The organism is Sphingomonas flavalba, assembly GCF_004796535.1.
Lineage (GTDB): Bacteria > Pseudomonadota > Alphaproteobacteria > Sphingomonadales > Sphingomonadaceae > Sphingomonas_L > Sphingomonas_L flavalba.
Map to the genome: position 1 here is coordinate 1 of NZ_SPHY01000013.1, position 25,175 is coordinate 25,175.

The following is a 25,175-nucleotide window of genomic DNA, read 5'->3' on the forward strand; positions in this document are numbered from 1 at the left end:
GACCCGGCGACCGCCGACGCGCTGGCGCGGGCGACCGCCGCCGATACCGCCGCCGCGCGCGGGCAGGCGCTGGCGGAGGCCGACCAGGCGCTGGTCGCCGCCGCCCATTTCATCGTGCTCGGTCGCCCGGTCCGCTGGGCGCTCGCCACCCGCCGGCTCACCGAATTCCGCGAAAACCCCCGCGCCTGGCACCCGCTCAACCGCCTGATCGGCAGCAGCCGCTAGAGCTTTTCCGACTTTGATCGAGACATATAAAGCCCCTCCCCTTCAGGGGAGGGGTTGGGGTGGGGGCTCGAAACCTTGCACAAGACCGCCGCCCGCATGGTCTCCAGTTTCACAGGGCGTGAAACCATCCCCCGCCCTGCAGCGCCCGCCACTGGACAGCGCCGCCGCCCGTCCCAATATCATCGGCAAAGGAGACGCCGTTGCCGAACACCCGCTTCGACCGCATTGCCGATGCGATGCCCGACATCGGACGCGATCCGGCCTCCGTCCGCCGCCGCATCGAGGCGATGGAGCAGTTGCTCGAACGCATGTTCGTCATTCCCGGCATCAACCGCCCAGTCGGCCTGGACGTGCTGCTCAACATCGTGCCGGTGGTCGGCGACGTCATCGGCACCGCGATGGGTGCGTGGATCGTCTGGGAAGCGCGCAACCTCGGCATGTCGAAATGGCAGATGACGCGGATGGCCGGAAACGTCGGCATCGACACGCTGCTCGGCGCGGTGCCGTTCATCGGCGCGATCCCCGACTTCTTCTTCCGCTCCAACACCCGCAACCTCAGGATCATCCGCAAGCATCTCGACCGCCATCACCCGGCGACCGCGACCATCGAACGCTGATCCGAACCGGCCGGGCCGCCCCCCAGCCCCGCCCTCAGCTCGGCCTGATCCGCAACCGCGCCGCCGGCGTCGCGCCGGCCTGGTGCGCCGGGCAGCGGGTGGCGCGGAACCGCCGGTCCAGGCACAGCCACACTTCCTCCAGCCAGCCGCGCCGGTCGGTCGTCACCCGCAGCATCGCCGCGCTCATCCCCGGATTGGCGGCGGCGAAGGCGGCGGCGAAGCGGCCAACGGTCAGCGGCCGGGCGGCCAGCGCCCCCATGTCCGGATAACGGATCCGCTGGTACAGCGTGGTCGCGCGGGCGAAATAGGCGTCCGGCTCGCGCGCCATGCAGGTGCCGTGCTTCGCCCATTCGTGCTGCAACAGTTGCACCGACGGCGTCGCGCACAGGCTGCGGCGGATCACCGCCGGCGGCAGCAACGCCGCCCCCCGGCAATATTGCGGCCACTGCGCCCCGGTGCCATCCGGCCACAGCCCTGCAGGGTGAAGCCGAAACGGTTGCCGCCGCCGCACTGCAAACGCCTGTCCGCCTGGCGTCCGTTTGCCGCGCAGTCCTGCGGCGCCCAGGTCAGCGCCAGCGTATATCCGCCGATCGGCACCACCCACCGCGGTTGGTTGCCGGTCGGCCCATCCTGATGTGGACGTGATAACCCAGGTGGAATCTTGCAATGCAGCGCCTGCGCCGGCAGCGCCGCCGGCAGCGCCAGCACCGCCCCGGCCAGCACCGCCCTAAGCACTGACGAAGTCGAGGCCGATGTCCGCCGCCGGTGCCGACTGGGTCAGCCGCCCGACCGAGATATAGGTGACGCCGCTCTCCGCGATCGCCCGGATCGTGTCGAGCCGCACCCCGCCCGACGCCTCGGTCGGCACCCGTCCGCCGACCAACGTCACCGCCCCGCGCAATGTCGGCGGGTCCATGTTGTCGAGCAGCAGATGCGTCGCCCCCGCCGCCAGCGCCGGCTCGATCTGGTCGACGCGGTCGACCTCGACGATGATCCGGGCGATGCCGGCCGCCTTCGCCCGGCGCACCGCCTCGCCCACCCCGCCGGCGACGGCGACGTGGTTATCCTTGATCATCGCCGCGTCCCACAGCCCCATGCGATGGTTGGTCGCCCCGCCCATCCGCGTCGCATATTTCTCCAGCCGCCGCAGGCCGGGGATCGTCTTGCGGGTATCGAGTAGGATCGCGCCGGTACCGGCGATCGCGTCGACATAGCGACGGGTCAGCGTCGCGATGCCGGTCAGGTGCTGGACGGTGTTCAACGCCGATCGCTCGGCGGTCAGCAGCCCGCGCGCCAGCCCGTTCAGCCGCATCACATCGGTCCCGGCGGCAACGCTCGCCCCGTCCTCGACCAGCCGCTCGATCCGCACGTCCGGGTCGAGCGCGCGGAAGAACGCCTCGGCGATCGGCAGGCCGGCGACAGTCACCGCCTCGCGGCAGTCCATCACCCCGTCGAAACGCGCATCGGCGGGGATCACGGCCGTAGACGTGATGTCGCCCCCCTCACCCAGATCCTCGGCCAGCGTCTGGGCGACGAAGGCATCGAGGTCGAAGCCGGCAATGTCGATCATCGCGTCCGTCCGCTCCCCCGTTCCGTCGCGCCGCGGCGCTATCAGTCGCCGGTCACCCGGACCGGCCCCAGATCGCCCATGCCGACGGTCGCGCTCGCCATTGCCAGCATCCGGTCAAGCGACTTCTTCGCCTGGACCCGCAGCGCCTCGTCCATCTCGATGCGCGGCTCCAGGTCGCGCAGCGCCAGGTAGAGTTTCTCCATCGTGTTCAGTGCCATATAGGGGCAGATGTTGCAGTTGCAGTTGCCGTCGGCGCCGGGCGCGCCGATGAAATGCTTGTCCGGCACCGCCTTTTCCATCTGGTGGATGATGTGCGGCTCGGTCGCAACGATCAGCGTGTCGCCCGGCATCGTCTTGGCAAAGTTCAGGATGCCGCTGGTCGACCCGACATAATCGGCATGGTCGAGGATATAGGCCGGGCATTCCGGATGGGCGGCAACCGGCGCGTCGGGATGCTGCGCCTTCAGCTTCAGCAGCTCGGTTTCCGAAAACGCCTCGTGGACGATGCAGACGCCGGGCCACAGCAGCATGTCACGCCCGGTCTTGCGCGCCAGATAGCCGCCGAGATGCTTGTCGGGGCCGAAGATGATCTTCTGGTCCGCCGGGATCTGGCTCAAGATCTTTTCCGCCGAAGACGAGGTGACGATGATGTCGCTCAGCGCCTTCACCTCGGCCGAGCAATTGATGTAGGTCAGCGCGATATGATCCGGGTGGGCGGCGCGGAACGCGCGGAACTGGTCCGGCGGGCAGCTGTCCTCCAGGCTGCAGCCAGCCTCCATGTCGGGCAGCACAACGATTTTCTGCGGCGACAGGATTTTCGCCGTCTCCGCCATGAAGCGGACGCCGCAAAAGGCGATGACGTCGGCGTCGGTGTCGGCTGCCTTGCGCGACAGGTCGAGGCTGTCGCCGACGAAATCGGCGATGTCCTGGATTTCGGGCTTCTGGTAATAATGAGCCAGGATCACCGCGTTACGTTCGGTGCGCAGCCGCTCGATCTCCGCCTTCAGATCCAGCCCCTTCAGGCTGCCGCCCAATCCACCACGTACGTCCATCGATTCCTCACTCCTCCTTGGGCGTTTAGCGGGCGGTGGCCGCATCCCCAAGCACTTCCTTGATCGAGCGCGAGCGGTCGAGATAGCTGGGCGGGCGATCCTCGTCGGCAAAGCGGGCGACCACCGTCGCCTCGACCCCGGCCGCGCGCAGCGGCATCGCGAAACTGCGCTCGACCGCCCGGCGCGTTGCGTCGCGGGCCAGCCGCATCGGCACCGTGTCGCGCGCCTGCCGCAGCAGTTCGGCCTGCCCCCCCTTGCGATTGGCGTCATCGAGTATCTGCCGCGCATCGGTCAGGCTGAGCAGCAGGCCGCCGCTGTCATACGCCTTGACCTGATTGACGTCGACCTGCGGCCCGACCAGTTCGACCGGCGGCAGGGTGACGCTCAATGTCCGCGTTGCCGCATCCCACGCCACGTCGCGCTGGGTCAGCCGCGCCAGATCCACCTCGTAGCGCACCGTGCCGGGCATGATCAGCGTCCGCTCGGCGCTGAGCACGCCGAAACGCTGCTGCTTGGAGGTGACGACCGCGACATAGCGTGCGGCAAAGGCCGATAGCCGATTCTGCTCGCGCAACCCCTGGAGGCTGCCGGAAACGATCGTCTCGGGTTCCGGCGCGACCCGGCGCTCAACATAGCGAACCGCCAGCAGGAATGCCGCGCCGACGAGCACGGCAAGCAGCAGCACGCCGACGACAAGGCGTCCAAGCGATCCCATCATGCCGCCTTCGCCCAAAGGCCTCCCGCCTCGACGACGACACCGCGCTGGCGCAGGTCGACGAGATGGGCGAGGACCGAGCGCCCGGCAGCGCCGACCAGGCGGGGATCCAGCCCGACATACATGCGCTCGACCAGCGCCGGAATGGCGCGCGGTGCCTCGTCGAGCAGACGCAATATCTGGCCCTCGCGCTGCCTGCGGTGGCCGGCAAGCCCACGAATCAGCCGCTGCGGCCGCTCGACCGGGTCGCCATGGGCGGGATAGTAGATGCGATCGTCGCGTCGGCCCAGCTTGTCGAGGCTGGCCATATAGGCGGCCATGTCACCGTCTGGCGGCGATATGACGGTGGTCGACCAGCCCATGACATGGTCGCCGGTGAACAGCGCGCCGGTCTCCGGTAGTGCGAAGCACAGATGGTTGGACGTATGGCCCGGCGTCGCCACCGCCTCCAGCGTCCAGCCCGGCCCGGCCACCGTCCCGCCGTCGGCCAGTACCCGATCGGGCGCGTAGCTCCGGTCGAAAGCCGCATCGGCACGGGGCCCGTCATCATCCAGGGCGAGTGGCGCGCAACCGATGATCGCCGCGCCGGTCGCCGCCTTCAGCGCCGCCGCCGCCGGGCTGTGGTCGCGGTGGGTATGGGTGCAGACGATCGCCGCGACCCGTTCCCCGGCAACCGCGCGCAGCAGCGCCGCGACGTGATCGGCGGCGTCGGGGCCGGGATCGATCACCGCCACCTCGCCATTGCCGACGATGTAAGTCTGGGTGCCGGTGTAGGTAAACGGCGAGGGGTTGGGCGCAAGCAGCCGGCGAACCAATGGTTCAAGTCGCATCACGCGTCCGGTCGGCAGATCATCCATGCCGTCCGATGTGGCGATTTGCCACCAGGAAGCAAGCATCCTTTGCCGGCGATCGGGCATCGTGCCCGGCGGAAGCCGCCTTGGTGAGGCCGCCCGGGGACTGGGGCCGGGCTTCCGCCGGGATCCGGTCGATCAGCGCGCGCGCAGTTCCGCGATCTTGCGGTCGATGTTGGCGAGCGCCTGGGCGCGCCCCGCTTCCCCAGCGGCCGGAATGTCCATCGACGCGACGCTACGGCGCGCGCCTTCCAGCGCGGAAATGACCGTCTGGCGGATCTCGGCTTGATCGACACCGCCGTTCTCACACACCGAAACGGTGTGCAGCTCGGCACCGTTGCGATCATAGGCAACGCTTGTGGTCGGAACGCGCCCTTCGCTTCTGCAATCATGCATCACCACGCGCACTCGCGTGCGGGCCTGCCGGCTTGCAGCGGCCGCCTCGCGCTGTGCGGCCAGCGCGTCGCGGCGCGCATCCACAACCGCGCGCCGGGCGTCCGCCACCGCGACGCGTACGTCACGTTCGACATCGCGCATCGCCACGCTCACTTCGCGCCCGATATCCCCAATGTCGCCCAACGCCTCACGGGGCGGTACCGGGGGCGCGGGTGGGGCCGGCGGCACTGGCGGCACGGCATCCACAGCATCGGGCGCCGGAGGCGGCGGGAGCGGCGCCGGGGGAGCCGGTGGCGGCAGCACCTCCGCAATGTCGGCAGCCTGCTCCGCCGGCACCGCGACCGGAGCCCAACCTGCCGTCTGCGCAACCGCCAGCCTCACATCCTCGCCCACGGCGCCACCCGCCTCCGCGGCAATCCCGCCCGACGCGGTCAGCAGCAACCCGCCACCGGTCAGCACCACTGCCAGTGCCGTGCCGCAGCGCGCCGCGCGGCGACTCGGCTTGTTATGGCCCATCATCTTCAATCTCCTCTTGAGGTCATCCCCGGCCCCAAGTGCGCACGCTGCCACAGGCAGGCGGTCGCAGGTCGATTTCAGCAGCGCCAAACCATAGGCGTGGCGTTCGAACGGTGTGGCGGCGGCGAGCACGACGGCGTCGCAGGCCAGTTCCTGGTCGATGCGGAACGCGCGATGGGCGCGGTGCGCGATCGGATTGAACCAGTGGGCGGACAGCACGATCAGTGCCGCGAGATTGGCCGACATATCGCAACGGCGATGATGCTGCGCCTCGTGCGCCATCGCCAGCCGCAGTTCGTCGGCATCGTATCGCCGGCGATAGTCATGCGGCAGCACGATCGTCTTGACGAAGATGCCGGTGGCGAACGGCCCGCGGATCGCGCGGCTGGCGCATACCTCTATGCCGTCGCGGTCAAGCATCGGCAGCGGCGTCGAACGGCCGATCACCCTGTGCACGAACAGGCCGTAGGCGCCCAGATGCCAGAGGAAATGCACCACCGCCCCGCCCAGCCACAGGGCGAGCAGCAGCGCCGCCCAGTCGACCGCCGGGGCCGCCTGCGCCACTTGCGTCGCCTCGCGGACGATCTCGATGTCGAGCAGCGGCGGCAGCGCGGCCAGAGGGTGCGGCGCCACCGTCACGGGCAAGGGCGGCAGGATCGTCCTGAGCGCCGGCAGCAGCCACAACGCATAAGCGACGCGCGGGCCGAACCGCCGGGCGACCGGACCACGGAGCATAAGCACCACCAGCATCAGGATACTGGTCGCGATCAGCGTCTCGACGATCCAGCCGGTCATCGCTTCAACTCCCGCAGCAATGCCTCGATCTCGGCGATATCCGCCGCCGACAGCCCGTCATCCTCGGCAAGATGGGCGACCAGCGGCGTCACCCGCCCGCCGAACAGCCGATCGACCAGCCGGCGCGATTCACTGGCGACATAGTCGGCGCGGGCGATGACCGGGCGGTAGAGGTAGCGCCGGCCGTCCTGCTCGTGGTCAACGGCGCCCTTGCTCAGCAACCGCGACAGCAGCGTCTTGACCGTCGACATGTTCCAGCCGCGCGCCGCCCCGGCGCGTTCGGCGACTTCGCTGGCGGTGAGCGGGCTGCTCTCCCACAGCGCCTCCATCACCGCATATTCGGCATCACTGATCCGTTCGGGCATCGCACGACCACATGTGTAGATGTAACGATTACAGATGTAGTCGTTTAACTGAACCGACCATGAACGGTCAAGTGGCGGCGGTGTCGGACACGCTTACACCCGGTCCACCCCGGCAAAGCGCGTTTACCATTCTACCTGGCGAAAACCCGTGGCTCCATGCGACTGGCACGGCGGCTGCATAGGATAAGGCGGTTCCAAAGCCGCGTAACTGAGCGGTGGGCCAGCTGCTTACCCGATCTCGCGCTGGCCCACCCTCACCCGCTTTCAGGCTCGGCCCCTTTCTACGATATCCGCAAAGAAAAGGCGCGCACGCCCCGCGTCGCGCGCCCGATAATCGCTCTGCGAGCCGACTCAACCAGCGGCGACGCCCTTGTCAACCATCAGCTGCGCCAGTTCGCCGCTCTCGTACATTTCGAGCATGATGTCGGATCCACCGACGAACTCGCCCTTCACGTAGAGCTGGGGGATCGTCGGCCAGTCGGAATAGGTCTTGATGCCCTGGCGGATGCCCTGGTCCTGCAGGACGTCGACGCTTTCGTACGGCACGCCGACCCGCTCCAGGATCGCGACAGCGCGGCTGGAAAAGCCGCATTGGGGAAACAGCGGCGTGCCCTTCATGAACAGCAGCACGTCATTGTCGGCCAGCAGGCTGCTGATCCGCGCCATTCCATCGTCCGTCATCGCATCATCCATCGCAAAATCCCCCTGTGCATTCGACACATCGCCATGTCGGGGCGCGAATTCAAGGGGGCGGTCAGTCCGGCACGGCGGTAGTCAACTGCAACGCATGCAGCGTATCGCCCATATGCCCGCCCAGCGCGGCATAGACGGCTTGATGCTGGCGCACCCGCGACACCCCGCGAAACGTCTCGCTGACCACCCGTGCCGCATAATGATTGCCGTCGCCGGCCAGGTCGGTGATCTCGACCTCCGCGCCGGGTATCCCGGCACGGATCATCGCCGCGATCTCATCCGCTGTCATCGCCATGCCGTGGTCAGTTCTGCTCTTCGATGAACTGGCGCCGCGCCTCGACGGCCTTGGCCTCGATCGCCTGGCGGACCTCAGTCTCGCTGACCTCGACCCCAGCCGACGTCAGGTCGCCGAGAAGCTTGCGAATCACGTCCTCGTCGCCCGCTTCCTCGAAATCGGCCTGCACCACCGCCTTGGCGTAGGCATCTGCCTCTTCGGGTGTCAGATTCATCTTTTCCGCCGCCCAGTGGCCGACAAGCCGGTTGCGGCGCGCCGTAATCCGGAAAGCGACATCCTCGTCGCGCGCGAACTTCGCTTCGAAGGCGCGCTGGCGTTCGTCAAATCCACTCATCACCACTCCCCGTATCAACCGTTCGCCCCCGAAATAGGGAGCGCCAGCGTCCAAAACAACGCTTAGCCGTTCGCCGGGTCGACGACCACCACCAGCTTGCCGATCGCCCCGCGCGCGCCAAGTCGGGCAATCGCCTCGCCGGCCCGCTCCAGCGGGTAGGTGGCAGTGACGCGCGGATGGATACGCCCCTCGTCCCACAACGCGAACAATGTCTCGACATGGGCGGCATTGCCGTGCGGATCGCGCGCGGCGAACGCCCCCCAGAACACACCACAGACGTCGCAACTCTTGAGCAACGTCAGGTTGAGCGGCAGGCGCGGTATGCCGGCGGGGAAGCCGACGACCAGATAGCGCCCTTCCCAACCGATCGCCCGCAGCGCCGGTTCGGCATAGTCGCCGCCGACCGGATCGAGGATGACATCGAACCCGTCGCGCCCGGCCTTGTCCTTGAAAGCATCGGCCAACGCCTTTGACTGCGCCTTGTCGAACGGCGCCCGGCCATAGATCAGCACGTCGTCCGCCCCGGCATCCCGCGCCGCCGCAGCCTTATCGGCGTCGGAAACCGCACCGACCACGCGCGCGCCGAATGCCTTGCCAAGCTCCACCGTCGCCAAGCCGACACCGCCGGCCGCGCCAAGCACGAGCAGCGACTGCCCGGCGTTCAACCGGCCGCGATCGAGCAACGCGTGAATGGCGGTGGCATAGGTCAGCAACAGCGCGGAAGCCGACACCATCGACAGCTTGTCCGGTACCCGGAAGCAGCGTGCCGCCGGCACCGCCACCTTCTCCGCCAGCCCGCCGGCGGTGGTCATCGCGATCAGCCGGTCGCCGGCCCGCCAGCCGCTGACGCCCTCGCCGACAGCCTCGACGATGCCGGATACCTCGCCGCCCGGCGCGAATGGTCGTTCCGGCTTGAGCTGGTATTTATCCTCAATGATCAACACGTCGGGAAAATTGATCGCGCAGGCGACCACCCGGACCAGCAGTTCGCCGACACCGGCAACCGGCTCCGCGACGTCGCTGAGCACCAGCGTTTCCGGCCCCCCGGGGGCAAGCGACAACAGCGCCTTCATCCGTCTCTCCCTCGAATCGTCAAGACCGGGGGTAGCAAGCCGGGAACCGCGTTCAAAATCCGCTACGGCTGCGCCGCCGCGACGGGGCTACATCCAGGAGAATGCCTCTGCCCGGCGCGCCTCATAAGCACCGATCGCCCCGTCCATCTTCAACGTCAGGCCGATTTCGTCGAGCCCGCCGAGCAGGCAGGATTTGCGGAACGGATCGATCTCGAAGGTGAAACGGTCCTGGAACGGCGTCGTCACCGTCTGGCTCTCCAGGTCAATGTCGATCGGGTCGGTCTTCGCCACCTCGATCAGCCGGTCGACCGCCTCCTGCGGCAGGACGACCGCCAATATGCCGTTCTTGAAGGCATTGCTGGAAAAAATGTCGGAATAGCTGGGTGCGATCACCGCCTGCACGCCCATGTCGGCCAGCGCCCAGGCAGCATGCTCACGGCTCGACCCGCAACCGAAATTGTCGCCGGCGATCAAGATCGGCGCACCGGCATATTCGGGGTCGTCGAACACGTTGCCCGGCTCGGCGCGAACGGTTTCGAACGCGCCCTTGCCCATGCCATTGCGGCTGATCGTCTTCAGCCAGTGCGCCGGGATGATGATGTCGGTGTCGACATTCTTGGCGCCGAACGGATAAGCGCGGCCGGAAATGTGGCTGACCGGCTTCATCGCCACGCTCCGCCGGCATAGCCGGACACCGGCCGCTCGACCTTGGCGGAGGCAGCATAGGCGGCAAGGCCGCTGAGCGCGGCCCCGGCAATCAGCAGAAATAGCGCCCGTTTCATCGCCCTACCCCCTCATCAATTCGCGCACGTCGGTCAGCCGCCCGGTCACCGCCGCCGCCGCCGCCATCACCGGCGACAGCAGGTGGGTGCGCGCGCCCGGCCCCTGCCGGCCGACGAAATTGCGGTTGGACGTCGACGCGCAACGCTCGCCCGCCGGCACCTTGTCCGGGTTCATCGCCAGGCACATCGAACAGCCGGCCTCGCGCCATTCGAACCCCGCCTCGATGAAGATGCGGTCCAGCCCTTCTTCCTCCGCCTGCCGCTTGACCAGCCCTGAACCGGGCACGACCAGCGCCTGACGAACGCCGCTGGCGACGCGGCGCCCCTTCACCACTCCGGCGGCGTCGCGAAGGTCCTCTATCCGGCTATTGGTGCAGCTCCCGATGAAGATATTCTCGATCGCCACGTCCTGCATGCGCTGGCCCGGCACCAGCCCCATATAGGCCAGCGCACGGCGCGCCGCTTCTCGCTTCGACGGATCGGAGAAGCTGTCCGGATCGGGCACGGTGCCGGCGATCGACACCACATCCTCCGGGCTGGTGCCCCAGGTGACGTTGGGTGCGATCTCTGCCGCATCGACCAGAACGGTGCGGTCATAGACGGCGCCGGGGTCGGACGGCAGCGTCCGCCACCAGGCCATTGCCTTGGTCCAGGCCTCACCCTTCGGCGCCATCGGGCGGCCTTCCAGATAAGCGTAGGTCTTGTCGTCCGGCGCGATCAGCCCGGCGCGGGCGCCGCCCTCGATCGACATGTTGGCGACGGTCAGCCGCCCCTCGATCGACATCGCGCGGATTGTCGAGCCGGTATATTCGATGACATAGCCGGTGCCGCCCGCCGCGCCAATCCGCCCGATCACTTCCAGGATCAGGTCCTTCGCCGTCACACCGAAACCCAGCGTGCCGTCGATCCGCACCTCCATCGCCTTCGACCGCTTGAGCAGTAGCGTCTGGGTGGCGAGGACATGCTCGACCTCGCTGGTGCCGATGCCGAAGGCGAGCGCACCCAGCGCGCCGTGCGCGGCAGTATGGCTGTCGCCGCACACCAGCGTCGTACCCGGCAGTGTGAAGCCCTGTTCCGGTCCGACAACATGGACGATGCCCTGTTCCGGCGCGACGGCATCGAAATAGCGGATACCGAACGCGCGGGTGTTGTGTTCCAGCGCGGCGAGCTGGTCGGCGCTTTCGCGATCGGCGATCGGCAACCGGCGGCCGGCGGCGTCGACCCGCGCCGTCGTCGGCAGATTGTGGTCGGGCACGGCAAGCGTCAGGTCCGGCCGGCGCACTGTGCGCCCGGCGACTCGAAGCCCCTCGAACGCCTGCGGGCTGGTCACCTCGTGGACGAGGTGACGGTCGATGTAGATCAGGCTGGTGCCATCGTCGCGCGTCTCGACGACATGGGCGTCCCAGATTTTCTCGTAAAGGGTGCGGGGCTTGCTGGTCATGACGGCGGCGCCTTAACCGGTTAACGCCGGCGAGGGAAGTCGGGGGGTCACCGCGCGGTGATTGTCGCGTGGCCGCCGACACCGCCGTCAAGGCGCAACCAGTCGCGGTCGCCCAGTCCGTAAAGCATGTCGAGCACCTCCAACTGGATACGGCTGGGCGCCCCGCTCTGCGAATTCCACAGCACCGCCACGCCGGCACGGGTACGCGGATCGAACAATATGGTCGAACGATAGCCGCGCACCGCACCCTGATGGCCGATCAGCCGATGCCCTTCGAAATCATAGTCGCGCCAGCCGAGCGCGTAGCGCGATGGCCCCATCGCGCGGGCAAAAGCGGTGTTGCGCCGTCCGGTGTCGACGCGCGCCATATGCGCCGCATCCAGCACTGCCGGCGACACGACCCGCGGCGTCAGGCCGATCTGGGCGCGCATCCACAACGCCAGGTCCATGATCGAGCTGTTGACCCCGCCCGCCGCCGGCACCCGGTAATACGGGTCCTCGACCGACACCGTCGTCTGCCCGACATGCGGCCGCGCCCAGCTCCTGGACGACATCAGGCCGATGCGGGTCAGGCTCGCATCCTGCATGCCGAGCGGGCGAAACAGCCGGTCGCGCACTTCCTCGGCATAGGGGCGGCCGGTCACCGCCTCCACCACTTCGCTGACGGAATCGAACGCGACATTCTGGTAGCTGTGGCAGGTGCCGGGCTGGCACAGCGCCGACAGGCCGCCGAGCGACGTCCGGATCACGCGCGGGTCTTGCCCGCCTTCCAGCCGGTCGTCGAACGCATTGTGGCTAAGGCCGACGCGGTGCGACAGCACATCGGCGACGGTGGCGATCTGTTCGCCGCCGCGCGGCAGGCGCAGCGTCTTGGAATAGCGGGAGATCGGGTCGTCGAGCGACAACTTGCCTTCCGCCGCCAGCTCAGCAACCAGCGTGCCCGCCACCCCCTTCGACAGCGACGCCCAGCGGAAAACCGTGCGGACGCCGACCGGCTCGGCGCCCTTCGCCTCGGTCAGGCCATAGCCCTTGACGAAGCTGATCTCGCCGTTCTCGATAATCGCCACCGCCATGCCGACCATGTCCGGCCGCTCGACCAACTGGCGAAGCCGCTCGTCGAGCAAGGCGTAATCGATGCGGCTGGGCGCTCGCAACAGCGCCGGGTCGGCGGCGATCGCCTCGCGGGCGATCGACAGATGCGGCGGCTGCGGTTCGACCTGCGCGGAGGCGCTGGACCGCCCGCCGGTCGCGACCAGCGCGGCCACGGTGCCCAACGCCCCTGCCACCACCAGCAGGGGGCGCGCACCGCGCATATAGTCCTTCCACATCCCCACGCTCTTCGCGACCCTTATACGCCTCGAAAGCTCAGGAATCAGATAATTGCACCAATTTCAAGATAAAGTGTGAAAACTTACGGCAATGTGAGTCCGGCGCGCGACCAACGCCATGACGCCGGCACTCAGCGCAGATAATGCGCGGTCGTTCGCGCCGCCACGTCTTCGGCGGCGACGCCGGGCGCCGTCTCGATCAGTTTGAACGGGCTGTCATGGTCCGGGCGCTGGAACACCGCGATGTCGGTGACAATCATGTCGACGACATTGGCGCCAGTCAGCGGCAGGGTACATTCGGGGATGAATTTCGGCCAGCCGCTCTTGGCGTTATGCTCCATGACGACGATGATCTTCTTGACCCCGGCGACCAGGTCCATCGCGCCGCCCATCCCCTTCACCATCTTGCCCGGGATCATCCAGTTGGCGATGTCGCCCTTTTCCGACACCTCCATCGCGCCGAGCACCGCAAGGTCGATATGCCCGCCGCGGATCATCGCGAAACTGTCGGCCGAGTTGAAGAAGCTTGTCGACGGCAGTTCGCTGACCGTCTGCTTGCCGGCGTTGATCAGGTCGGGGTCGACCTCGTCCTCGTAGGGGAATGGGCCGATGCCCAGCATGCCGTTCTCGGACTGCAACGTCACCTCGACGCCGTCCGGCACGTGGTTCGCGACCAGCGTCGGGATACCGATGCCCAGGTTCACGTAATAGCCGTCCTTCAGCTCGCGCGCGGCGCGGGCGGCCATTTCGTCACGGGTCCAGGCCATTATCGTGCTCCTTCGGTGGCAGGTACGGTAGCGGGGTCGGACCAGCGCTTGTCCGACGGAAAGACATCGTCGAAGCCGCCCTTCAGCGCGCTTCCGTAGACCGGGTTCGGCAGCAGGAACCAGCCGCGCCCCCACAGCGCCGCGATCGGCCCGCTCGCCGCCGCGGCCCGCCGTTCGGCAACCGACGGGATCGCCGCGAACAGGTCACTGAAATCGCCGAGCTGGTCGCCGGCCATCGCGATCACGCAATATTTGGCGGCGATGGTCGCGCGCCGCCCGTCCTTGGCCGATCCGCCCGCATCGTCGCCGGCCAGGAACAGCGTCTGGCCGTGGACCGCATTGCCCAGCCCGGCGGCACGCAGCGCATAGGCCGTCCAGGCGGCATTGGCGGCGGCGCGGTTGGAATTGAACACGACGGTAACGCCCGCCTTGCGCAGCGCGTCGACCGCCGCCGCCGCGCCCGGCGCCGCGACGACCTTGTCGGCCCCGCTCTGCTCCCAGCGGGTCCAGCGCTCCGGGTCGAACGGTGCGCCGCTGACCGCCTCGGCATATTCATAACCAAGGTTGAGCAGCACCGTCTCGTCGATATCGACGACCACCGCCGGCGGCCGGTCGCCGCAGCGGACGAATCCCGGCGCCGTCAGCGTCGTGCCGGCGGCCAGCACGACGCTGTCCTCCGGGTTTCCGCCGCGATTGACGACGACATGGTCGACCAACGCCTGCCAGGCCTGGACGCCCAGCGCCGCCGCCTCGCCGGATCCATAAAGATACTGCATCGTCGCCGGCGGTGCCGTCGGGGCCTGCGGCGCCGCTTCCGGCGCTCCACCCATCACCGTCGAGCAGGCCGACAGCAGCAGGCCAAGCGCCGCGGCAGCCAGCGGCCGTTCGGGCACCGGCCGGATCACGCCGCCTCGCGCTGACGGACGGTGCGGAACTCGATCGGCTTGTCGTAGGGCGCGCCCAGGATCAGCCGGTTGACGAAGATGCCGGGCAGGTGGACGTGGTCCGGGTCGAGCGAGCCGACCGGTACGATCTCCTCCACTTCGGCGACGCAGATCTTGCCCGCCGTCGCCATCGGCTGGTTGAAATTGCGCGCCGTCTTGCGGAACACCAGATTGCCCGCCTCATCCGCCTTCCAGCCCTTGACGATCGCCAGGTCGGCGCGGATGCCGCGTTCCAGCACGTAGGTCACGCCGTCGAACTCCTTCAGCTCCTTGCCCTCGGCGGCGAGCGTGCCCACGCCCGTCTTGGTGTAGAAGCCGGGGATGCCGGCGCCGCCGGCGCGGCAGCGTTCCGCCAGCGTGCCCTGCGGGCAGAATTCGACCTCAAGCTCGCCCGCCAGATATTGCCGCTCGAATTCCTTGTTCTCGCCGACATAGGAGGCGACCATCTTGGCGATCTGGCGGCTGCGCAGCAGCTTGCCCAGCCCCTGCCCGTCGATGCCGGCATTGTTGGATACGCAGGTCAGCCGCTTGGTCCCGGCCGCCTCGATCGCCTCGATCAGCCTGACCGGCACGCCGCACAGGCCGAAACCGCCGGCGCAGATCGTCATGCCGTCGAACAGCACGCCGTCCAGTGCCGCCGCCGCGTCGGAATAGAGCTTCTTCACGAAAATATCCTCCGGCTGCCGCTGTCGACACGGCAATTAAGCGCGCCGATGCCGCCGGTCAAATCCGGCGGGGAACCGCGCCAACATACGGAAAGCCCATTGCGATTTCATGGCGCGACGACGCCGAGGCGCCTCGCGTCCCGGCTATCGGGTGCCGTGCCGCGCAATGACCGGAAAGCCCCCGGAATCGAACAGGCCGCCCGGCATTGCACCGCGCGGCCCGTCGCTTGTCCGGCAAATTTTCTTATATCTTGTCGCCAAGCGCGCCCTTGATGGCGCCGGCCGCCTTCTGGGCCTTGCCGCGCACTTGCTGGCCCGCGCCCTCGGCCGCCAGCTTGTCGTTGTCGGTATGCTTGCCGATCGTCTGCTTGGCCTTGCCGATGGCTTCGTTCGCCGTGCCCTTGGCCTTGTCGATCATCTCGCCCATTACGCATACTCCTCGATACGGGGTAGATCGGCATAACGGACGGGCAGCGCCTGTTGTTCCAGTCAGATCAGCCCGGCGAGCGGACTGGACGGGTCGGCATACAGCCGCCGCCCCATCCGCCCGGCGCGATAGGCGAGCCGCCCGGATTCGACTGCCGCCTTCATCGCCGCCGCCATCAGCAGCGGGTCTTTCGCCTCGGCGATCGCGGTGTTCATCAGCACGCCGTCGCAGCCCAGTTCCATCGCCGCCGCCGCGTCGGACGCGGTACCGACGCCGGCGTCGACCAGCACCGGCACCTTCGCGCCTTCGACGATCAGGCGGATGGTAACGCGGTTCTGGATGCCGAGGCCGGAGCCGATCGGCGCGCCCAGCGGCATGATCGCCACCGCCCCGGCATCCTCCAGCCGCCGCGCGGCGATCGGGTCGTCGGCGCAATAGACCATTGGCTTGAAGCCTTCCTTCGCCAGGACCTCGGTCGCGCGCAACGTCTCCAGCATGTCGGGGTAGAGCGATTTCGCCTCGCCCAGCACCTCCAGCTTGACGAGGTCCCAGCCCCCCGCCTCGCGCGCCAGCCGCAGGGTGCGGATCGCCTCCTCGGCGGTAAAGCAGCCGGCGGTGTTGGGCAGGTAGGTGACCGTCTTCGGGTCGATGAAGTCGGTGAGCATCGGCGCCTTGGGGTCGGCGATGTTGACCCGCCGCACCGCGACGGTGACGATCTCCGCGCCCGAAGCGGCGACCGCCGCCGCATTCTGCGCGAAATCCTTGTATTTGCCGGTGCCGACGATCAGGCGCGAACGGAAACTGTGCCCGGCAACGGTCCAGCGGTCCTCGTCAACCGGCCGGGCGCTGTCGCCGCCGCCGACGAAATGGACTATTTCCAGCGAATCGCCATCGGCGATCACCACATCCGCCAGCGTCGAGCGCGGCACGATCTCCAGATTGCGCTCGACCGCCACCTTCTCTGGCGCCAGGCCCAGCTCGGTCGCCAGCCCGGCAATAGTCAGTCCTGCCGTGACCCGGCGGCCTTCCCCGTTGACCGTGATGCTGATCGTCCTGTCGCCGCTCATCGAATCCTGCGCCTTTGCGTGTTGGAGTGAGGGGTCATATAGGAACCGGCTTCGCACCGCCGCAACCGAAAGGCGCTTCTGTCATGGCCGATACCGTGTACGTGCTGAACGGTCCCAACCTGAACCTGCTCGGATTGCGCGAGCCGGAGATATACGGGGCGGACACGCTCGACGACATCGCCGGTATGCTCGAGGACCGCGCCCGCGAGCTGGGCCTGACCGTCGACGTCCGCCAGTCCAACCACGAAGGTCATCTGGTCGACTGGATGCACGAGGCGAATGCGGCGGGCGCGAAGGCCGTGCTGCTCAACGCCGCCGGCTACACCCACACCTCCGTCGCGCTGCACGATGCGATCAAGGCGATTGCGGTCCCGGTGATCGAGGTGCATCTGTCCAATCCGCACCGGCGGGAACACTTCCGCCACCGCAGCTATGTCGGCGGTGCGGCGAAAGGCACGGTCGCCGGTTTCGGCGCGCTGTCCTACCTGCTCGCGCTGGACGCGGCCGCCCGTCTCTGACAGGGAACGCCGCAACAGGGAACCAAGAGGGTCGCATGACCGAGAAGAAAGATGCCGCGCCGATGCGCGTTGATACGGCGCTGGTCCGCCAGCTCGCCGAACTGCTCGACGAAAACGGACTGACCGAAATCGAGGTGGAGGACGGCGACCGCTCGATCCGCGTCGCCCGCACCGTAACCGTCGCGGCGGCGCCCGTCGCCGCGGCAGCCGTCCCGGCGGCGGCCCCCGCGCCTGCCCCCGCCTCGGCCGCAGAGGCTGCGCCGACCGGCGATGTACTGGCCGACCATCCCGGCGCCATCCGCTCGCCGATGGTCGGCACCGCCTATCTGTCGCCGGAGCCGGGCGCGCGCGCGTTCGTCTCCGTCGGCGACAGCGTCGCGGCCGGTCAGACCCTGCTGATCGTCGAAGCGATGAAGGTGATGAACCCGATCACCGCGCCCTCCGCCGGCACGGTCAAGGCGCTGCTGGTCGAAAGCGGTCAGCCCGTCGAGTTCGACCAGCCGCTGATCGTCGTCGGCTGATCCGATGCCCATCAGCAAGATACTGATCGCCAATCGCGGCGAAATCGCGCTGCGTATCCACCGCGCGGCTCATGAAATGGGGATCAAGACGGTCGCGGTGCACTCCACCGCCGATGCCGACGCGATGCATGTCCGGCTGGCCGATCAGGCGGTGTGCATCGGCCCGCCGCCCGCCATCGATTCCTATCTCAATATCCCCAACATCATCTCGGCGGCGGAGATTTCCGGCGCCGACGCAATCCACCCCGGCTACGGCTTCCTGTCGGAAAACGCCCGCTTCGCCGAGATCGTCGAGATGCACAATCTGGTGTGGATCGGCCCGAAGCCGGAACATATCCGCACGATGGGCGACAAGGTGGAGGCGAAGCACACCGCCGGCAAGCTCGGCCTGCCGCTCGTCCCCGGCTCCGACGGTGCGGTGTCGGACAGCGAGGAAGCGCACCGGATCGCGGCCGAGATCGGCTATCCGGTCATCATCAAGGCGGCGAGCGGCGGCGGCGGGCGCGGCATGAAGGTGTGCAACGGCCCGGACGAGCTGGACAGCCTGATCGCACAGGCCGGATCGGAGGCGAAAGCCGCCTTTGGCGACGCCACCGTCTACCTCGAGAAATATCTCGGCAATCCGCGCCATATCGAATTCCAGATCTTCGGCGACGGCAACGGCAACGCCATCCACCTGGGCGAGCGCGATTGCTCGCTGCAGCGCCGTCACCAGAAGGTGCTCGAAGAAGCGCCCTCCCCTGTCATCACGCCGGAGGAACGGGCGCGGATGGGCGGCGTCGTCGCCAGGGCGATGGCCGACATGGGCTATCGCGGCGCCGGCACCATCGAATTCCTGTGGGAAGCCGGCAAATTCTACTTCATCGAGATGAACACCCGGCTTCAGGTCGAACATCCGGTGACGGAGGCGATCACCGGCCTCGATCTGGTGCGCGAGCAGATCCGCATCGCCGACGGCCACGGCCTGACCCTGCGCCAACAGGATGTGCAGTTCCGCGGCCATGCGATCGAATGCCGGATCAACGCGGAAGACCCGCGCAGCTTCGCGCCGTCGCCGGGGCTGGTCAAAAGCTACCACACGCCGGGCGGAATGCATGTGCGCGTCGATAGCGGCCTCTACGCCGGCTATCGCATCCCGCCCTATTACGACAGCATGATCGCCAAGCTGATCGTCTACGGCACCACCCGCGCCGGGGCGCTGCGCCGCCTGCGACGCGCGCTGGAGGAATTCGCGATCGACGGGATCAAGACCACCATTCCCCTCCATCAGGCGCTGCTCGACGACCCGGAATTCCAGGCCGGCGACTACACGATCAAGTGGCTGGAGGAATGGCTGGCCCGGCAGGAAGGTTAGGCGATGAAAGCGACGATCTGGCACAATCCCCGGTGCAGCAACTCCAGGAAGACGCTGGAGATCCTGCGCGGGGCGCATGGTGTCTCGGTCACCGTCGTCGAATATCTGGCGACCCCGCCGACGCGTGAGACACTGGCCGCGCTCTACGCCCGCGCCGGCATGACCCCGCGCCAGGGGCTGCGCGCCAAGGAAGCGCTGGCCGGCGAGTTGGGGCTGAAAAGCGCCGACGACGACGCGATCCTCGACGCGATGGTCGTCAACCCGATCCTGATCGAGCGACCGCTGGTCGAAACCGACAAGGGCGTCCGCCTCTGCCGCCCGCCCGAAACCGTGCGCGAAATTCTATAGACACACCGCCGCTGGGCTCCTGCGAAAGCAGGAGCCCAGGCCATCCCGGTCCGCCCCGGCACCGCCGATTTCGTGCGCCCGCATCAAAACATGTATTGACGATGCATCTTTGCCTGTGAGATAGCCGGCTCAGCAGCATGAGGACGAACCGATGATCACCGAATCCGAGGACATCCTGCAGCGCCGGGCACGCGCGATCGCGCCGGCCGTCGCCGCCGGGATCACCGAGGAAGTGATCCACGATCTGGTCCACGGCTTCTATGCCGAGGTCCGCAACGACCCGTTGATCGGCCCGATCTTCGAGGAACGGATCGCGGACTGGGACAGCCACCTCGAGACGATGTGCGATTTCTGGTCCGGCGTCATGCTGATGACCGGCCGGTTCAAGGGCGCACCGATGCCCAAGCACATGGTCCTGCCGGTCAACCGCCTGCATTTCGCGCGCTGGCTGGCCTTGTTTGTCAGTACCGCCCGTCAGGTCGCAACCGCCGAAGCAGCGGAGATGTTCTCCGACCGCGCCCACCGGATCGCCGAAAGCTTTCAACTCGGCATCGCCCATTACCGGGGCGAAGCGCCGCGGCGTGTCGGCGGTCCGGTGGGCGCCAACGCCTGATCCGCGCTAACGGCCGGCCCAGGGATGGGCGCCGGCCAGCGCCGCCACCGTCTCCACCCGCTCCGTCGCCAGCGTGACGGCCACTCCGCCGTTGTGCGCGAGGAACGTGCGGTCGATCTTTAGCCAGCGCGGCCGGCACGCCGCCGGCAATCGCCGGTCGCTGATCACGATGTCGGCGGCAGCGCAGGCGCGGACGAGCGGCGCGAACGGCAGGAAATAGCCACTACGCGTTGCCAGTATTCGCCACCGCCGTCCGTCGCGCATCAGTTCAGCCATGCAACTGTCCGGCCCACAGCGGACACCAGGCAAGTCGTCGATCAGCCCCGGCGGCCCGTCCAGCCCCGCCGACTCGGCGAGCAGGTCGCGGATATATCCGCCGGTCCGCGGGCGCAGCAGCCGCACCGTGCCGCCGTCCCGCACCGCCGCGTGGCGGCCGTCGCCGGTGACCAGCAGGTCGGGCACCGGCGTGGCCAGCGCCAGCGCCGCGCCGGCGGCGAGCGGGATCGCTCCCCACCATGCCAACCGGCTTTTCCACAGGACCATCCACAGGCCGCCGCCCACAATCAACGCGAACGCGCCGCGCGCCATCGTCGGCAGCATCGCGACCGCGCCGGGCGCCGCCGCGACGGCGTGGGAGATCCACAGCAGCAATGCCAGCGCCTTGCCCGCCGCCCACCACAACGGTGCGCCCAGCCCGGCGACATCGAACAGCAGGGCCAGCGCCTCCAGCGGCATGATGACGAAGGTGGTGAGCGGGATCGCAACGATATTGGCCAGCGCCCCGTACAGCCCCGCCCGGTGGAAATGGACCAGCGCGATCGGCGCCAGCGCCAGTTCGACGACCAGCCCGGTCAGCAACGCGCCGAGCAGCAACCGGCCGGTGCCGGCGGCAAATCCCTCGTCCCGCCGCGCCAGCAGCGCTTTGACCGCCGGGCGCTCGTGGAACGCGACCAGCGCCGTCACCGCCGCGAAGCTCAGCTGGAAGCTGGCGCCGACCAGGCTTTCCGGCCACAGCAGCAGGATGACCAGCGCACCGGCGGCGACCAGCCGCAGGGTCAGCGCCTCGCGCCCCATCGCCAGCGCGGCCAGCACCAGCAGCGCGGCGACGCAGGAACGGATCGTCGGCACCTCCGCCCCGGTCAGCAGCGTGTAGCCGATGCCGGCGACCGCACCTGCCCCGGCGGCGATCAGCAGCAGCGGCCAGCGCAGCGCAAGCCGGGGGCTGAGCGCCAGCACCCGCAGCACCAGCAGCATGGCAAAGCCGACGACGGCGGTAATGTGCAGGCCACTGACCGACAGCAGGTGTGCCAGCCCTGACCGGCGCATCGCGTCGGCATCGGCATCGGGCATCGCCCCTTGGTCGCCGGTGGCGAGCGCGGCGGCAATCGCCCCCGCCCCGCCGGCCAGCCGCGCGCGGATATGGGCGGACAGCCGCTCGCGAAGCCCGGGTCCCTCCGCCCCCACGCCGACCCGCTCCACCGGCGCAAAGGCCCGGCCGGTCGCACCAACCCGCTGGAACCAGGCAACGCGGGCGAAATCATAGGCGCCGGGCACCGGCGCGGCTTGCGGCGGCACAAGCCTTGCGCGCAGCCGCAGCCGGTCGCCGGCGGCAAGCCGCGCCGGTGCGTCGGCTTCGGCGATGGTCAGGCGCAGGCGGAACGGCATCGCCGGCGCGCCTATCGGCGTCGCCACTACCCGGATCGCATTGCGCGCCGCCAGTGGCTGCACCTGATCGACTCGCACCAGCAGGCTGGCGACCAGCGGCCGGTGGAGTACCGGCGCGGCCGCCCGCTCGGCGCTCGCCCAGACCAACGCGCAACCTAGCCCCGCCGCCAGCCCGCCGACGGTCAGCACCCGGCCCAGCCGCGTTCCGGGCAGGCAGCGCCCGGCCAGCGCGGTCGCCGCCGCCAGCAGCAGGAACGCCGCCCATTCCCAGGCATCCGGCAACACGAACCAGGCGGCAATGCCGCCGCCAACGGCAACGGGCAACCACAGCGCCACCTGGTCGCGCTCCGCCTCCAGCCCCCGCTCGACCGCCGCGATCGCCGTCCGCCAGCCATGGCGAATACGTGCGAACGCAACTGTTTGAAGGGTCGCTGAACCCATGCTAGGGGCATCGCCGTCCATCCGTGAATCCTGGGAGCAAGCGCGCGTGAGCGCAAGCAGCGAAGCCGCCAACGTCGTCACCCGTTTCGCCCCGTCGCCGACGGGGTTTCTGCACATCGGCGGCGCCCGCACCGCATTGTTCAACTGGCTCTATGCGCGCCACCTCGGCGGCACGTTCAAGCTGCGGATCGAGGATACCGACAAGGTCCGCTCGACCAAGGCGGCGATCGACGCGATCCTCGACGGCATGCGTTGGCTCGGGCTGGACTGGGACGGCGACGTCGTCTTCCAGTCGGAACGCGCCGCGCGTCATGCCGAGGTCGTCGCCGCCCTGCTCGAATCGGGCAACGCCTACCGCTGCTATGCGACGGCGGAGGAACTGGCGGAGATGCGCGAGGCCCAGCGCGCCGCCAGGCAACCGATCCGCTACGACGGCCGCTGGCGGGACCGCGATCCGTCCGACGCGCCGGCCGGCGCCCCGTTCAGCGTCCGCCTGCGCGCGGAGACGGACGGCGCGACGACGATCGAAGATCTGGTGCAGGGCACGGTGACGGTCAACAACGCCGAGCTGGACGACATGGTGCTGCTGCGCTCCGACGGCACGCCGACCTATATGCTGGCGGTGGTCGTCGACGATCACGACATGGGCGTCACCCACGTCATCCGCGGCGACGACCATCTGAACAACGCCTTTCGCCAGCTCGGCATCATCCGGGCGATGGGCTGGCCGGAACCGGCCTACGCCCATGTCCCGCTGATCCACGGCGCGGACGGGGCGAAGCTGTCGAAGCGGCACGGCGCATTGGGCGTCGACGCCTATCGCGACCAGATGGGCATGCTGCCGGAGGCGGTCTGCAACTATCTGCTCCGCCTCGGCTGGGGGCATGGCGATGACGAGGTGATCAGCCGCGAACAGGCGATCGAATGGTTCGACATCGCCGCCGTCGGCCGCTCTCCGTCCCGCTTCGACCTGAAGAAGCTGGAAAATCTGAACGGCCACTATCTGCGAGAGGCGGACGACGCGCGGCTGGCTGCCTTGGTCGCGCCGCGCCTGACCGGCGCCGAGGAGGGATTGCTCGCCACGGCAATGCCGTCGCTGAAGACGCGGGCGCGCACCCTCGATGAAATCGCCGACGGGGCTGCGTTTCTGTTCGCCCGCCGGCCGCTTCCTCTCGACGACAAGGCATCCGCGCTGCTAGACGCAGCCGCCCGCACGTTGTTGGGCAATGCCCGTGATGCGCTTGCCGCCGCGCCGGTCTGGTCGGCGGATGTGCTTGAAGCACAGATTCGGCAGGTTGCGGAGAAGGCCGGCATCGGCCTGGGTAAAGTGGCGCAGCCGTTGCGCGCGGCCCTCACCGGACGCACGACCTCGCCGGGTATCTTCGACGTCCTGGTTCTGCTGGGCCGGGACGAATCGCTGGCGCGCATCGCCGATGCGGCGTCGGCGTGAATCTGACTGATCAAGGAGAACGACATGGGTGAAACCAGCGCAAAGCTGACCTTGGGCGACCAGGAACTGACCTTCCCGGTGCGATCGGGCAGCGTCGGGCCGGATGTCGTCGACATCCGCAAGCTCTACGGCCAGGGCGGTGCCTTCACCTACGATCCCGGTTTCACCTCCACGGCAAGCTGCGAATCGAAGCTGACCTATATCGACGGCGACGCCGGCATCCTTCTCCACCGCGGCTATCCGATCGATCAGCTCGCCGAGCAGTCGACCTTCATGGAGGTCGCCTATCTGCTGCTGAACGACGAACTGCCCAGCCCGGACGAGCTGAACAAGTTCACCTACACGATCAGCCGCCACACAATGGTGCACGAGCAGCTGGCGACCTTCTACCGTGGCTTCCGGCGCGACGCGCACCCGATGGCCATCATGTGCGGCGTGGTCGGCGCGCTTTCCGCCTTCTATCATGATTCGACCGACATTACCGATCCGCGCCAGCGCATGATCGCCAGCCACCGGCTGATCGCTAAGATGCCGACGCTGGCGGCGATGGCCTATAAATATTCGCTGGGGCAGCCTTTCCTCTACCCCGACAATGCGCTCAGCTACCCCGGCAATTTCCTGCGCATGACCTTCGGCGTGCCGGCGGAGAAGTATGAGGTCGATCCGCTGATCGAAAAGGCGATGGATCGGATCTTCATCCTCCACGCCGACCATGAGCAGAACGCGTCGACCTCGACCGTCCGGCTGGCTGGCTCGTCGGGCGCCAACCCGTTCGCCTGCATCGCTGCCGGCATCGCCTGCCTGTGGGGGCCGGCGCATGGCGGCGCCAACGAAGCGGCGCTGAACATGCTCCGCGAGATCGGCCGTCCGGAGCGAATCCCCGAATATATCGCCCGCGCCAAGGACAAGGACGATCCGTTCCGCCTGATGGGCTTCGGTCATCGGGTCTACAAGAATTACGATCCGCGCGCAAAGGTGATGCAGAAGACCGCGAACGAGGTGCTCGACAAGCTGGGCGTCACCGACCCGGTATTCGACGTCGCGCGCGAGCTGGAGCAGATCGCTCTCAAGGACGATTATTTCGTCGAGAAGAAGCTCTACCCGAACGTCGACTTCTATTCCGGCGTCATCCTGTCGGCGATCGGCTTCCCGACCTCGATGTTCACCGTGCTGTTTGCCCTCGCCCGCACCGTCGGCTGGGTCGCGCAGTGGAACGAGATGATCGCCGATCCCGATCAGAAGATCGGCCGCCCGCGTCAGCTCTATGTCGGGCCGACGCAGCGCGATTATGTGCCGCTGAACAAGCGGTAAGGCACCTCAGGCACCCTGTCCGTTTGGCGCGGGCGG

The 25,175-nt window shown here is 68.1% G+C and carries 29 protein-coding genes and 1 pseudogene; 9 read left to right on the top strand and 21 right to left on the bottom strand.

Annotated elements, in window-relative coordinates:
- Both E4A53_RS14675 and E4A53_RS11665 read left to right on the top strand, forming a co-directional pair.
- Positions 1–225 (top strand): annotated as a pseudogene (locus tag E4A53_RS14675) (ABC transporter substrate-binding protein); the annotation flags it as partial.
- A 236-nt stretch (positions 226–461) separates the two neighbouring features.
- Positions 462–842, top strand: coding sequence for a DUF4112 domain-containing protein (locus E4A53_RS11665; protein WP_136163364.1), 381 nt, complete (start codon positions 462–464; stop codon positions 840–842).
- A gap of 34 nt (positions 843–876) precedes the next feature.
- Here the strand turns inward: E4A53_RS11665 and E4A53_RS11670 are convergent, their stop codons facing one another.
- From E4A53_RS11670 to thiS, 20 genes are all read right to left on the bottom strand, one after another.
- Positions 877–1,353, bottom strand: coding sequence for a ribonuclease T2 family protein (locus E4A53_RS11670; protein WP_338054996.1), 477 nt, complete (start codon positions 1,351–1,353; stop codon positions 877–879).
- Positions 1,242–1,577, bottom strand: a complete 336-nt coding sequence (locus tag E4A53_RS15065; RefSeq protein ID WP_338054997.1) for a hypothetical protein — start codon at positions 1,575–1,577, stop codon at positions 1,242–1,244. Before E4A53_RS15065 ends, E4A53_RS11670 begins: the two co-directional genes overlap by 112 nt.
- Positions 1,570–2,412 (bottom strand): carboxylating nicotinate-nucleotide diphosphorylase, encoded by an 843-nt coding sequence (gene nadC / locus E4A53_RS11675; protein ID WP_136163296.1) that lies wholly within the window; start codon positions 2,410–2,412, stop codon positions 1,570–1,572. The genes E4A53_RS15065 and nadC overlap by 8 nt, the downstream gene beginning before the upstream one ends.
- Before the next feature lie 41 nt (positions 2,413–2,453).
- Positions 2,454–3,464 (bottom strand): quinolinate synthase NadA, encoded by a 1,011-nt coding sequence (gene nadA / locus E4A53_RS11680; protein WP_136163297.1) that lies wholly within the window; start codon positions 3,462–3,464, stop codon positions 2,454–2,456.
- Positions 3,465–3,489: 25 nt separating this feature from the next.
- Positions 3,490–4,179 carry a DUF4230 domain-containing protein gene (locus E4A53_RS11685; protein ID WP_136163298.1) on the bottom strand — a complete coding sequence of 230 codons (690 nt, stop codon included), beginning with the start codon at positions 4,177–4,179 and terminating at the stop codon, positions 3,490–3,492.
- Entirely contained in the window at positions 4,179–5,009 is an 831-nt protein-coding gene (locus tag E4A53_RS11690) for an MBL fold metallo-hydrolase (RefSeq protein ID WP_239018281.1), read from the bottom strand. Before E4A53_RS11690 ends, E4A53_RS11685 begins: the two co-directional genes overlap by 1 nt.
- Before the next feature lie 159 nt (positions 5,010–5,168).
- On the bottom strand, positions 5,169–6,737 hold the full coding sequence (locus E4A53_RS11695) for a M56 family metallopeptidase (RefSeq protein ID WP_136163300.1): 1,569 nt from the start codon (positions 6,735–6,737) through the stop codon (positions 5,169–5,171).
- On the bottom strand, positions 6,734–7,102 hold the full coding sequence (locus E4A53_RS11700; protein WP_136163301.1) for a BlaI/MecI/CopY family transcriptional regulator: 369 nt from the start codon (positions 7,100–7,102) through the stop codon (positions 6,734–6,736). Before E4A53_RS11700 ends, E4A53_RS11695 begins: the two co-directional genes overlap by 4 nt.
- A gap of 351 nt (positions 7,103–7,453) precedes the next feature.
- Positions 7,454–7,783 (bottom strand): Grx4 family monothiol glutaredoxin, encoded by a 330-nt coding sequence (grxD, locus tag E4A53_RS11705; protein ID WP_136163302.1) that lies wholly within the window; start codon positions 7,781–7,783, stop codon positions 7,454–7,456.
- Between the two features lie 73 nt (positions 7,784–7,856).
- The gene (locus E4A53_RS11710) at positions 7,857–8,090 is read right to left on the bottom strand and encodes a BolA family protein (protein ID WP_136163303.1); all 234 of its coding nucleotides are present in this window, start codon (positions 8,088–8,090) and stop codon (positions 7,857–7,859) included.
- Between the two features lie 7 nt (positions 8,091–8,097).
- Entirely contained in the window at positions 8,098–8,424 is a 327-nt protein-coding gene (locus tag E4A53_RS11715; protein WP_136163304.1) for a DUF1476 domain-containing protein, read from the bottom strand.
- Between the two features lie 62 nt (positions 8,425–8,486).
- Positions 8,487–9,497, bottom strand: a complete 1,011-nt coding sequence (locus E4A53_RS11720; RefSeq protein ID WP_206366312.1) for an NADPH:quinone oxidoreductase family protein — start codon at positions 9,495–9,497, stop codon at positions 8,487–8,489.
- 87 nt (positions 9,498–9,584) lie between these two features.
- The gene (gene leuD, locus E4A53_RS11725; protein ID WP_136163305.1) at positions 9,585–10,163 is read right to left on the bottom strand and encodes a 3-isopropylmalate dehydratase small subunit; all 579 of its coding nucleotides are present in this window, start codon (positions 10,161–10,163) and stop codon (positions 9,585–9,587) included.
- 120 nt (positions 10,164–10,283) lie between these two features.
- The gene (leuC, locus tag E4A53_RS11730; RefSeq protein WP_136163306.1) at positions 10,284–11,720 is read right to left on the bottom strand and encodes a 3-isopropylmalate dehydratase large subunit; all 1,437 of its coding nucleotides are present in this window, start codon (positions 11,718–11,720) and stop codon (positions 10,284–10,286) included.
- 47 nt (positions 11,721–11,767) lie between these two features.
- Positions 11,768–13,048, bottom strand: coding sequence for a serine hydrolase domain-containing protein (locus tag E4A53_RS11735; protein WP_136163307.1), 1,281 nt, complete (start codon positions 13,046–13,048; stop codon positions 11,768–11,770).
- A 131-nt stretch (positions 13,049–13,179) separates the two neighbouring features.
- Positions 13,180–13,815 (bottom strand): CoA transferase subunit B, encoded by a 636-nt coding sequence (locus E4A53_RS11740; protein WP_136163308.1) that lies wholly within the window; start codon positions 13,813–13,815, stop codon positions 13,180–13,182.
- Positions 13,815–14,645 carry an HAD family acid phosphatase gene (locus E4A53_RS11745; RefSeq protein ID WP_136163366.1) on the bottom strand — a complete coding sequence of 277 codons (831 nt, stop codon included), beginning with the start codon at positions 14,643–14,645 and terminating at the stop codon, positions 13,815–13,817. The genes E4A53_RS11740 and E4A53_RS11745 overlap by 1 nt, the downstream gene beginning before the upstream one ends.
- Before the next feature lie 71 nt (positions 14,646–14,716).
- Positions 14,717–15,424 carry a CoA transferase subunit A gene (locus tag E4A53_RS11750; RefSeq protein ID WP_136163309.1) on the bottom strand — a complete coding sequence of 236 codons (708 nt, stop codon included), beginning with the start codon at positions 15,422–15,424 and terminating at the stop codon, positions 14,717–14,719.
- A 244-nt stretch (positions 15,425–15,668) separates the two neighbouring features.
- Positions 15,669–15,851, bottom strand: a complete 183-nt coding sequence (locus tag E4A53_RS11755) for a CsbD family protein (protein ID WP_136163310.1) — start codon at positions 15,849–15,851, stop codon at positions 15,669–15,671.
- 62 nt (positions 15,852–15,913) lie between these two features.
- On the bottom strand, positions 15,914–16,918 hold the full coding sequence (gene thiS, locus E4A53_RS11760; protein ID WP_136163311.1) for a sulfur carrier protein ThiS: 1,005 nt from the start codon (positions 16,916–16,918) through the stop codon (positions 15,914–15,916).
- 83 nt (positions 16,919–17,001) lie between these two features.
- Here thiS and aroQ point away from each other — a divergent pair, with 83 nt between their 5' ends.
- From aroQ to E4A53_RS11785, 5 genes are all read left to right on the top strand, one after another.
- A complete protein-coding gene (aroQ, locus tag E4A53_RS11765) occupies positions 17,002–17,436 on the top strand; it encodes a type II 3-dehydroquinate dehydratase (protein ID WP_136163312.1) in 435 nt (144 codons plus the stop codon).
- Between the two features lie 35 nt (positions 17,437–17,471).
- The gene (gene accB / locus E4A53_RS11770) at positions 17,472–17,957 is read left to right on the top strand and encodes an acetyl-CoA carboxylase biotin carboxyl carrier protein (RefSeq protein WP_239018282.1); all 486 of its coding nucleotides are present in this window, start codon (positions 17,472–17,474) and stop codon (positions 17,955–17,957) included.
- A 4-nt stretch (positions 17,958–17,961) separates the two neighbouring features.
- Positions 17,962–19,311 (top strand): acetyl-CoA carboxylase biotin carboxylase subunit, encoded by a 1,350-nt coding sequence (gene accC / locus E4A53_RS11775; RefSeq protein WP_136163313.1) that lies wholly within the window; start codon positions 17,962–17,964, stop codon positions 19,309–19,311.
- A gap of 3 nt (positions 19,312–19,314) precedes the next feature.
- Complete coding sequence (gene arsC / locus E4A53_RS11780) at positions 19,315–19,659, top strand: arsenate reductase (glutaredoxin) (RefSeq protein WP_136163314.1); 345 nt, start codon at positions 19,315–19,317, stop codon at positions 19,657–19,659.
- A gap of 151 nt (positions 19,660–19,810) precedes the next feature.
- Positions 19,811–20,272 carry a group III truncated hemoglobin gene (locus E4A53_RS11785; protein ID WP_136163315.1) on the top strand — a complete coding sequence of 154 codons (462 nt, stop codon included), beginning with the start codon at positions 19,811–19,813 and terminating at the stop codon, positions 20,270–20,272.
- Positions 20,273–20,278: 6 nt separating this feature from the next.
- Here the strand turns inward: E4A53_RS11785 and E4A53_RS11790 are convergent, their stop codons facing one another.
- Complete coding sequence (locus tag E4A53_RS11790) at positions 20,279–22,378, bottom strand: ComEC/Rec2 family competence protein (protein ID WP_136163316.1); 2,100 nt, start codon at positions 22,376–22,378, stop codon at positions 20,279–20,281.
- A 46-nt stretch (positions 22,379–22,424) separates the two neighbouring features.
- Between E4A53_RS11790 and gltX the strand changes: the two genes are divergently transcribed.
- Together gltX and E4A53_RS11800 are read left to right on the top strand one after the other, a co-directional pair.
- The gene (gltX, locus tag E4A53_RS11795; protein WP_136163317.1) at positions 22,425–23,828 is read left to right on the top strand and encodes a glutamate--tRNA ligase; all 1,404 of its coding nucleotides are present in this window, start codon (positions 22,425–22,427) and stop codon (positions 23,826–23,828) included.
- Between the two features lie 24 nt (positions 23,829–23,852).
- Positions 23,853–25,139 carry a citrate synthase gene (locus tag E4A53_RS11800; protein WP_136163318.1) on the top strand — a complete coding sequence of 429 codons (1,287 nt, stop codon included), beginning with the start codon at positions 23,853–23,855 and terminating at the stop codon, positions 25,137–25,139.
- Positions 25,140–25,175: the final 36 nt, after the last annotated feature.

What these genes read in the sequence shown, in the direction of transcription:
- E4A53_RS11665 (WP_136163364.1), top strand. Translation starts at nt 462, where the DNA reads ATGCCCGACATCGGACGCGATCCGGCCTCCGTCCGCCGCCGCATCGAG.
- nadC (WP_136163296.1), bottom strand. Translation starts at nt 2,412, where the DNA reads ATGATCGACATTGCCGGCTTCGACCTCGATGCCTTCGTCGCCCAGACG.
- nadA (WP_136163297.1), bottom strand. Translation starts at nt 3,464, where the DNA reads ATGGACGTACGTGGTGGATTGGGCGGCAGCCTGAAGGGGCTGGATCTG.
- E4A53_RS11685 (WP_136163298.1), bottom strand. Translation starts at nt 4,179, where the DNA reads ATGGGATCGCTTGGACGCCTTGTCGTCGGCGTGCTGCTGCTTGCCGTG.
- E4A53_RS11690 (WP_239018281.1), bottom strand. Translation starts at nt 5,009, where the DNA reads ATGCGACTTGAACCATTGGTTCGCCGGCTGCTTGCGCCCAACCCCTCG.
- E4A53_RS11695 (WP_136163300.1), bottom strand. Translation starts at nt 6,737, where the DNA reads ATGACCGGCTGGATCGTCGAGACGCTGATCGCGACCAGTATCCTGATG.
- E4A53_RS11700 (WP_136163301.1), bottom strand. Translation starts at nt 7,102, where the DNA reads ATGCCCGAACGGATCAGTGATGCCGAATATGCGGTGATGGAGGCGCTG.
- grxD (WP_136163302.1), bottom strand. Translation starts at nt 7,783, where the DNA reads ATGACGGACGATGGAATGGCGCGGATCAGCAGCCTGCTGGCCGACAAT.
- E4A53_RS11710 (WP_136163303.1), bottom strand. Translation starts at nt 8,090, where the DNA reads ATGGCGATGACAGCGGATGAGATCGCGGCGATGATCCGTGCCGGGATA.
- E4A53_RS11715 (WP_136163304.1), bottom strand. Translation starts at nt 8,424, where the DNA reads ATGAGTGGATTTGACGAACGCCAGCGCGCCTTCGAAGCGAAGTTCGCG.
- E4A53_RS11720 (WP_206366312.1), bottom strand. Translation starts at nt 9,497, where the DNA reads ATGAAGGCGCTGTTGTCGCTTGCCCCCGGGGGGCCGGAAACGCTGGTG.
- leuD (WP_136163305.1), bottom strand. Translation starts at nt 10,163, where the DNA reads ATGAAGCCGGTCAGCCACATTTCCGGCCGCGCTTATCCGTTCGGCGCC.
- leuC (WP_136163306.1), bottom strand. Translation starts at nt 11,720, where the DNA reads ATGACCAGCAAGCCCCGCACCCTTTACGAGAAAATCTGGGACGCCCAT.
- E4A53_RS11735 (WP_136163307.1), bottom strand. Translation starts at nt 13,048, where the DNA reads ATGTGGAAGGACTATATGCGCGGTGCGCGCCCCCTGCTGGTGGTGGCA.
- E4A53_RS11740 (WP_136163308.1), bottom strand. Translation starts at nt 13,815, where the DNA reads ATGGCCTGGACCCGTGACGAAATGGCCGCCCGCGCCGCGCGCGAGCTG.
- E4A53_RS11745 (WP_136163366.1), bottom strand. Translation starts at nt 14,645, where the DNA reads ATGGGTGGAGCGCCGGAAGCGGCGCCGCAGGCCCCGACGGCACCGCCG.
- E4A53_RS11755 (WP_136163310.1), bottom strand. Translation starts at nt 15,851, where the DNA reads ATGGGCGAGATGATCGACAAGGCCAAGGGCACGGCGAACGAAGCCATC.
- thiS (WP_136163311.1), bottom strand. Translation starts at nt 16,918, where the DNA reads ATGAGCGGCGACAGGACGATCAGCATCACGGTCAACGGGGAAGGCCGC.
- aroQ (WP_136163312.1), top strand. Translation starts at nt 17,002, where the DNA reads ATGGCCGATACCGTGTACGTGCTGAACGGTCCCAACCTGAACCTGCTC.
- accB (WP_239018282.1), top strand. Translation starts at nt 17,472, where the DNA reads ATGACCGAGAAGAAAGATGCCGCGCCGATGCGCGTTGATACGGCGCTG.
- accC (WP_136163313.1), top strand. Translation starts at nt 17,962, where the DNA reads ATGCCCATCAGCAAGATACTGATCGCCAATCGCGGCGAAATCGCGCTG.
- arsC (WP_136163314.1), top strand. Translation starts at nt 19,315, where the DNA reads ATGAAAGCGACGATCTGGCACAATCCCCGGTGCAGCAACTCCAGGAAG.
- E4A53_RS11785 (WP_136163315.1), top strand. Translation starts at nt 19,811, where the DNA reads ATGATCACCGAATCCGAGGACATCCTGCAGCGCCGGGCACGCGCGATC.
- E4A53_RS11790 (WP_136163316.1), bottom strand. Translation starts at nt 22,378, where the DNA reads ATGGGTTCAGCGACCCTTCAAACAGTTGCGTTCGCACGTATTCGCCAT.
- E4A53_RS11800 (WP_136163318.1), top strand. Translation starts at nt 23,853, where the DNA reads ATGGGTGAAACCAGCGCAAAGCTGACCTTGGGCGACCAGGAACTGACC.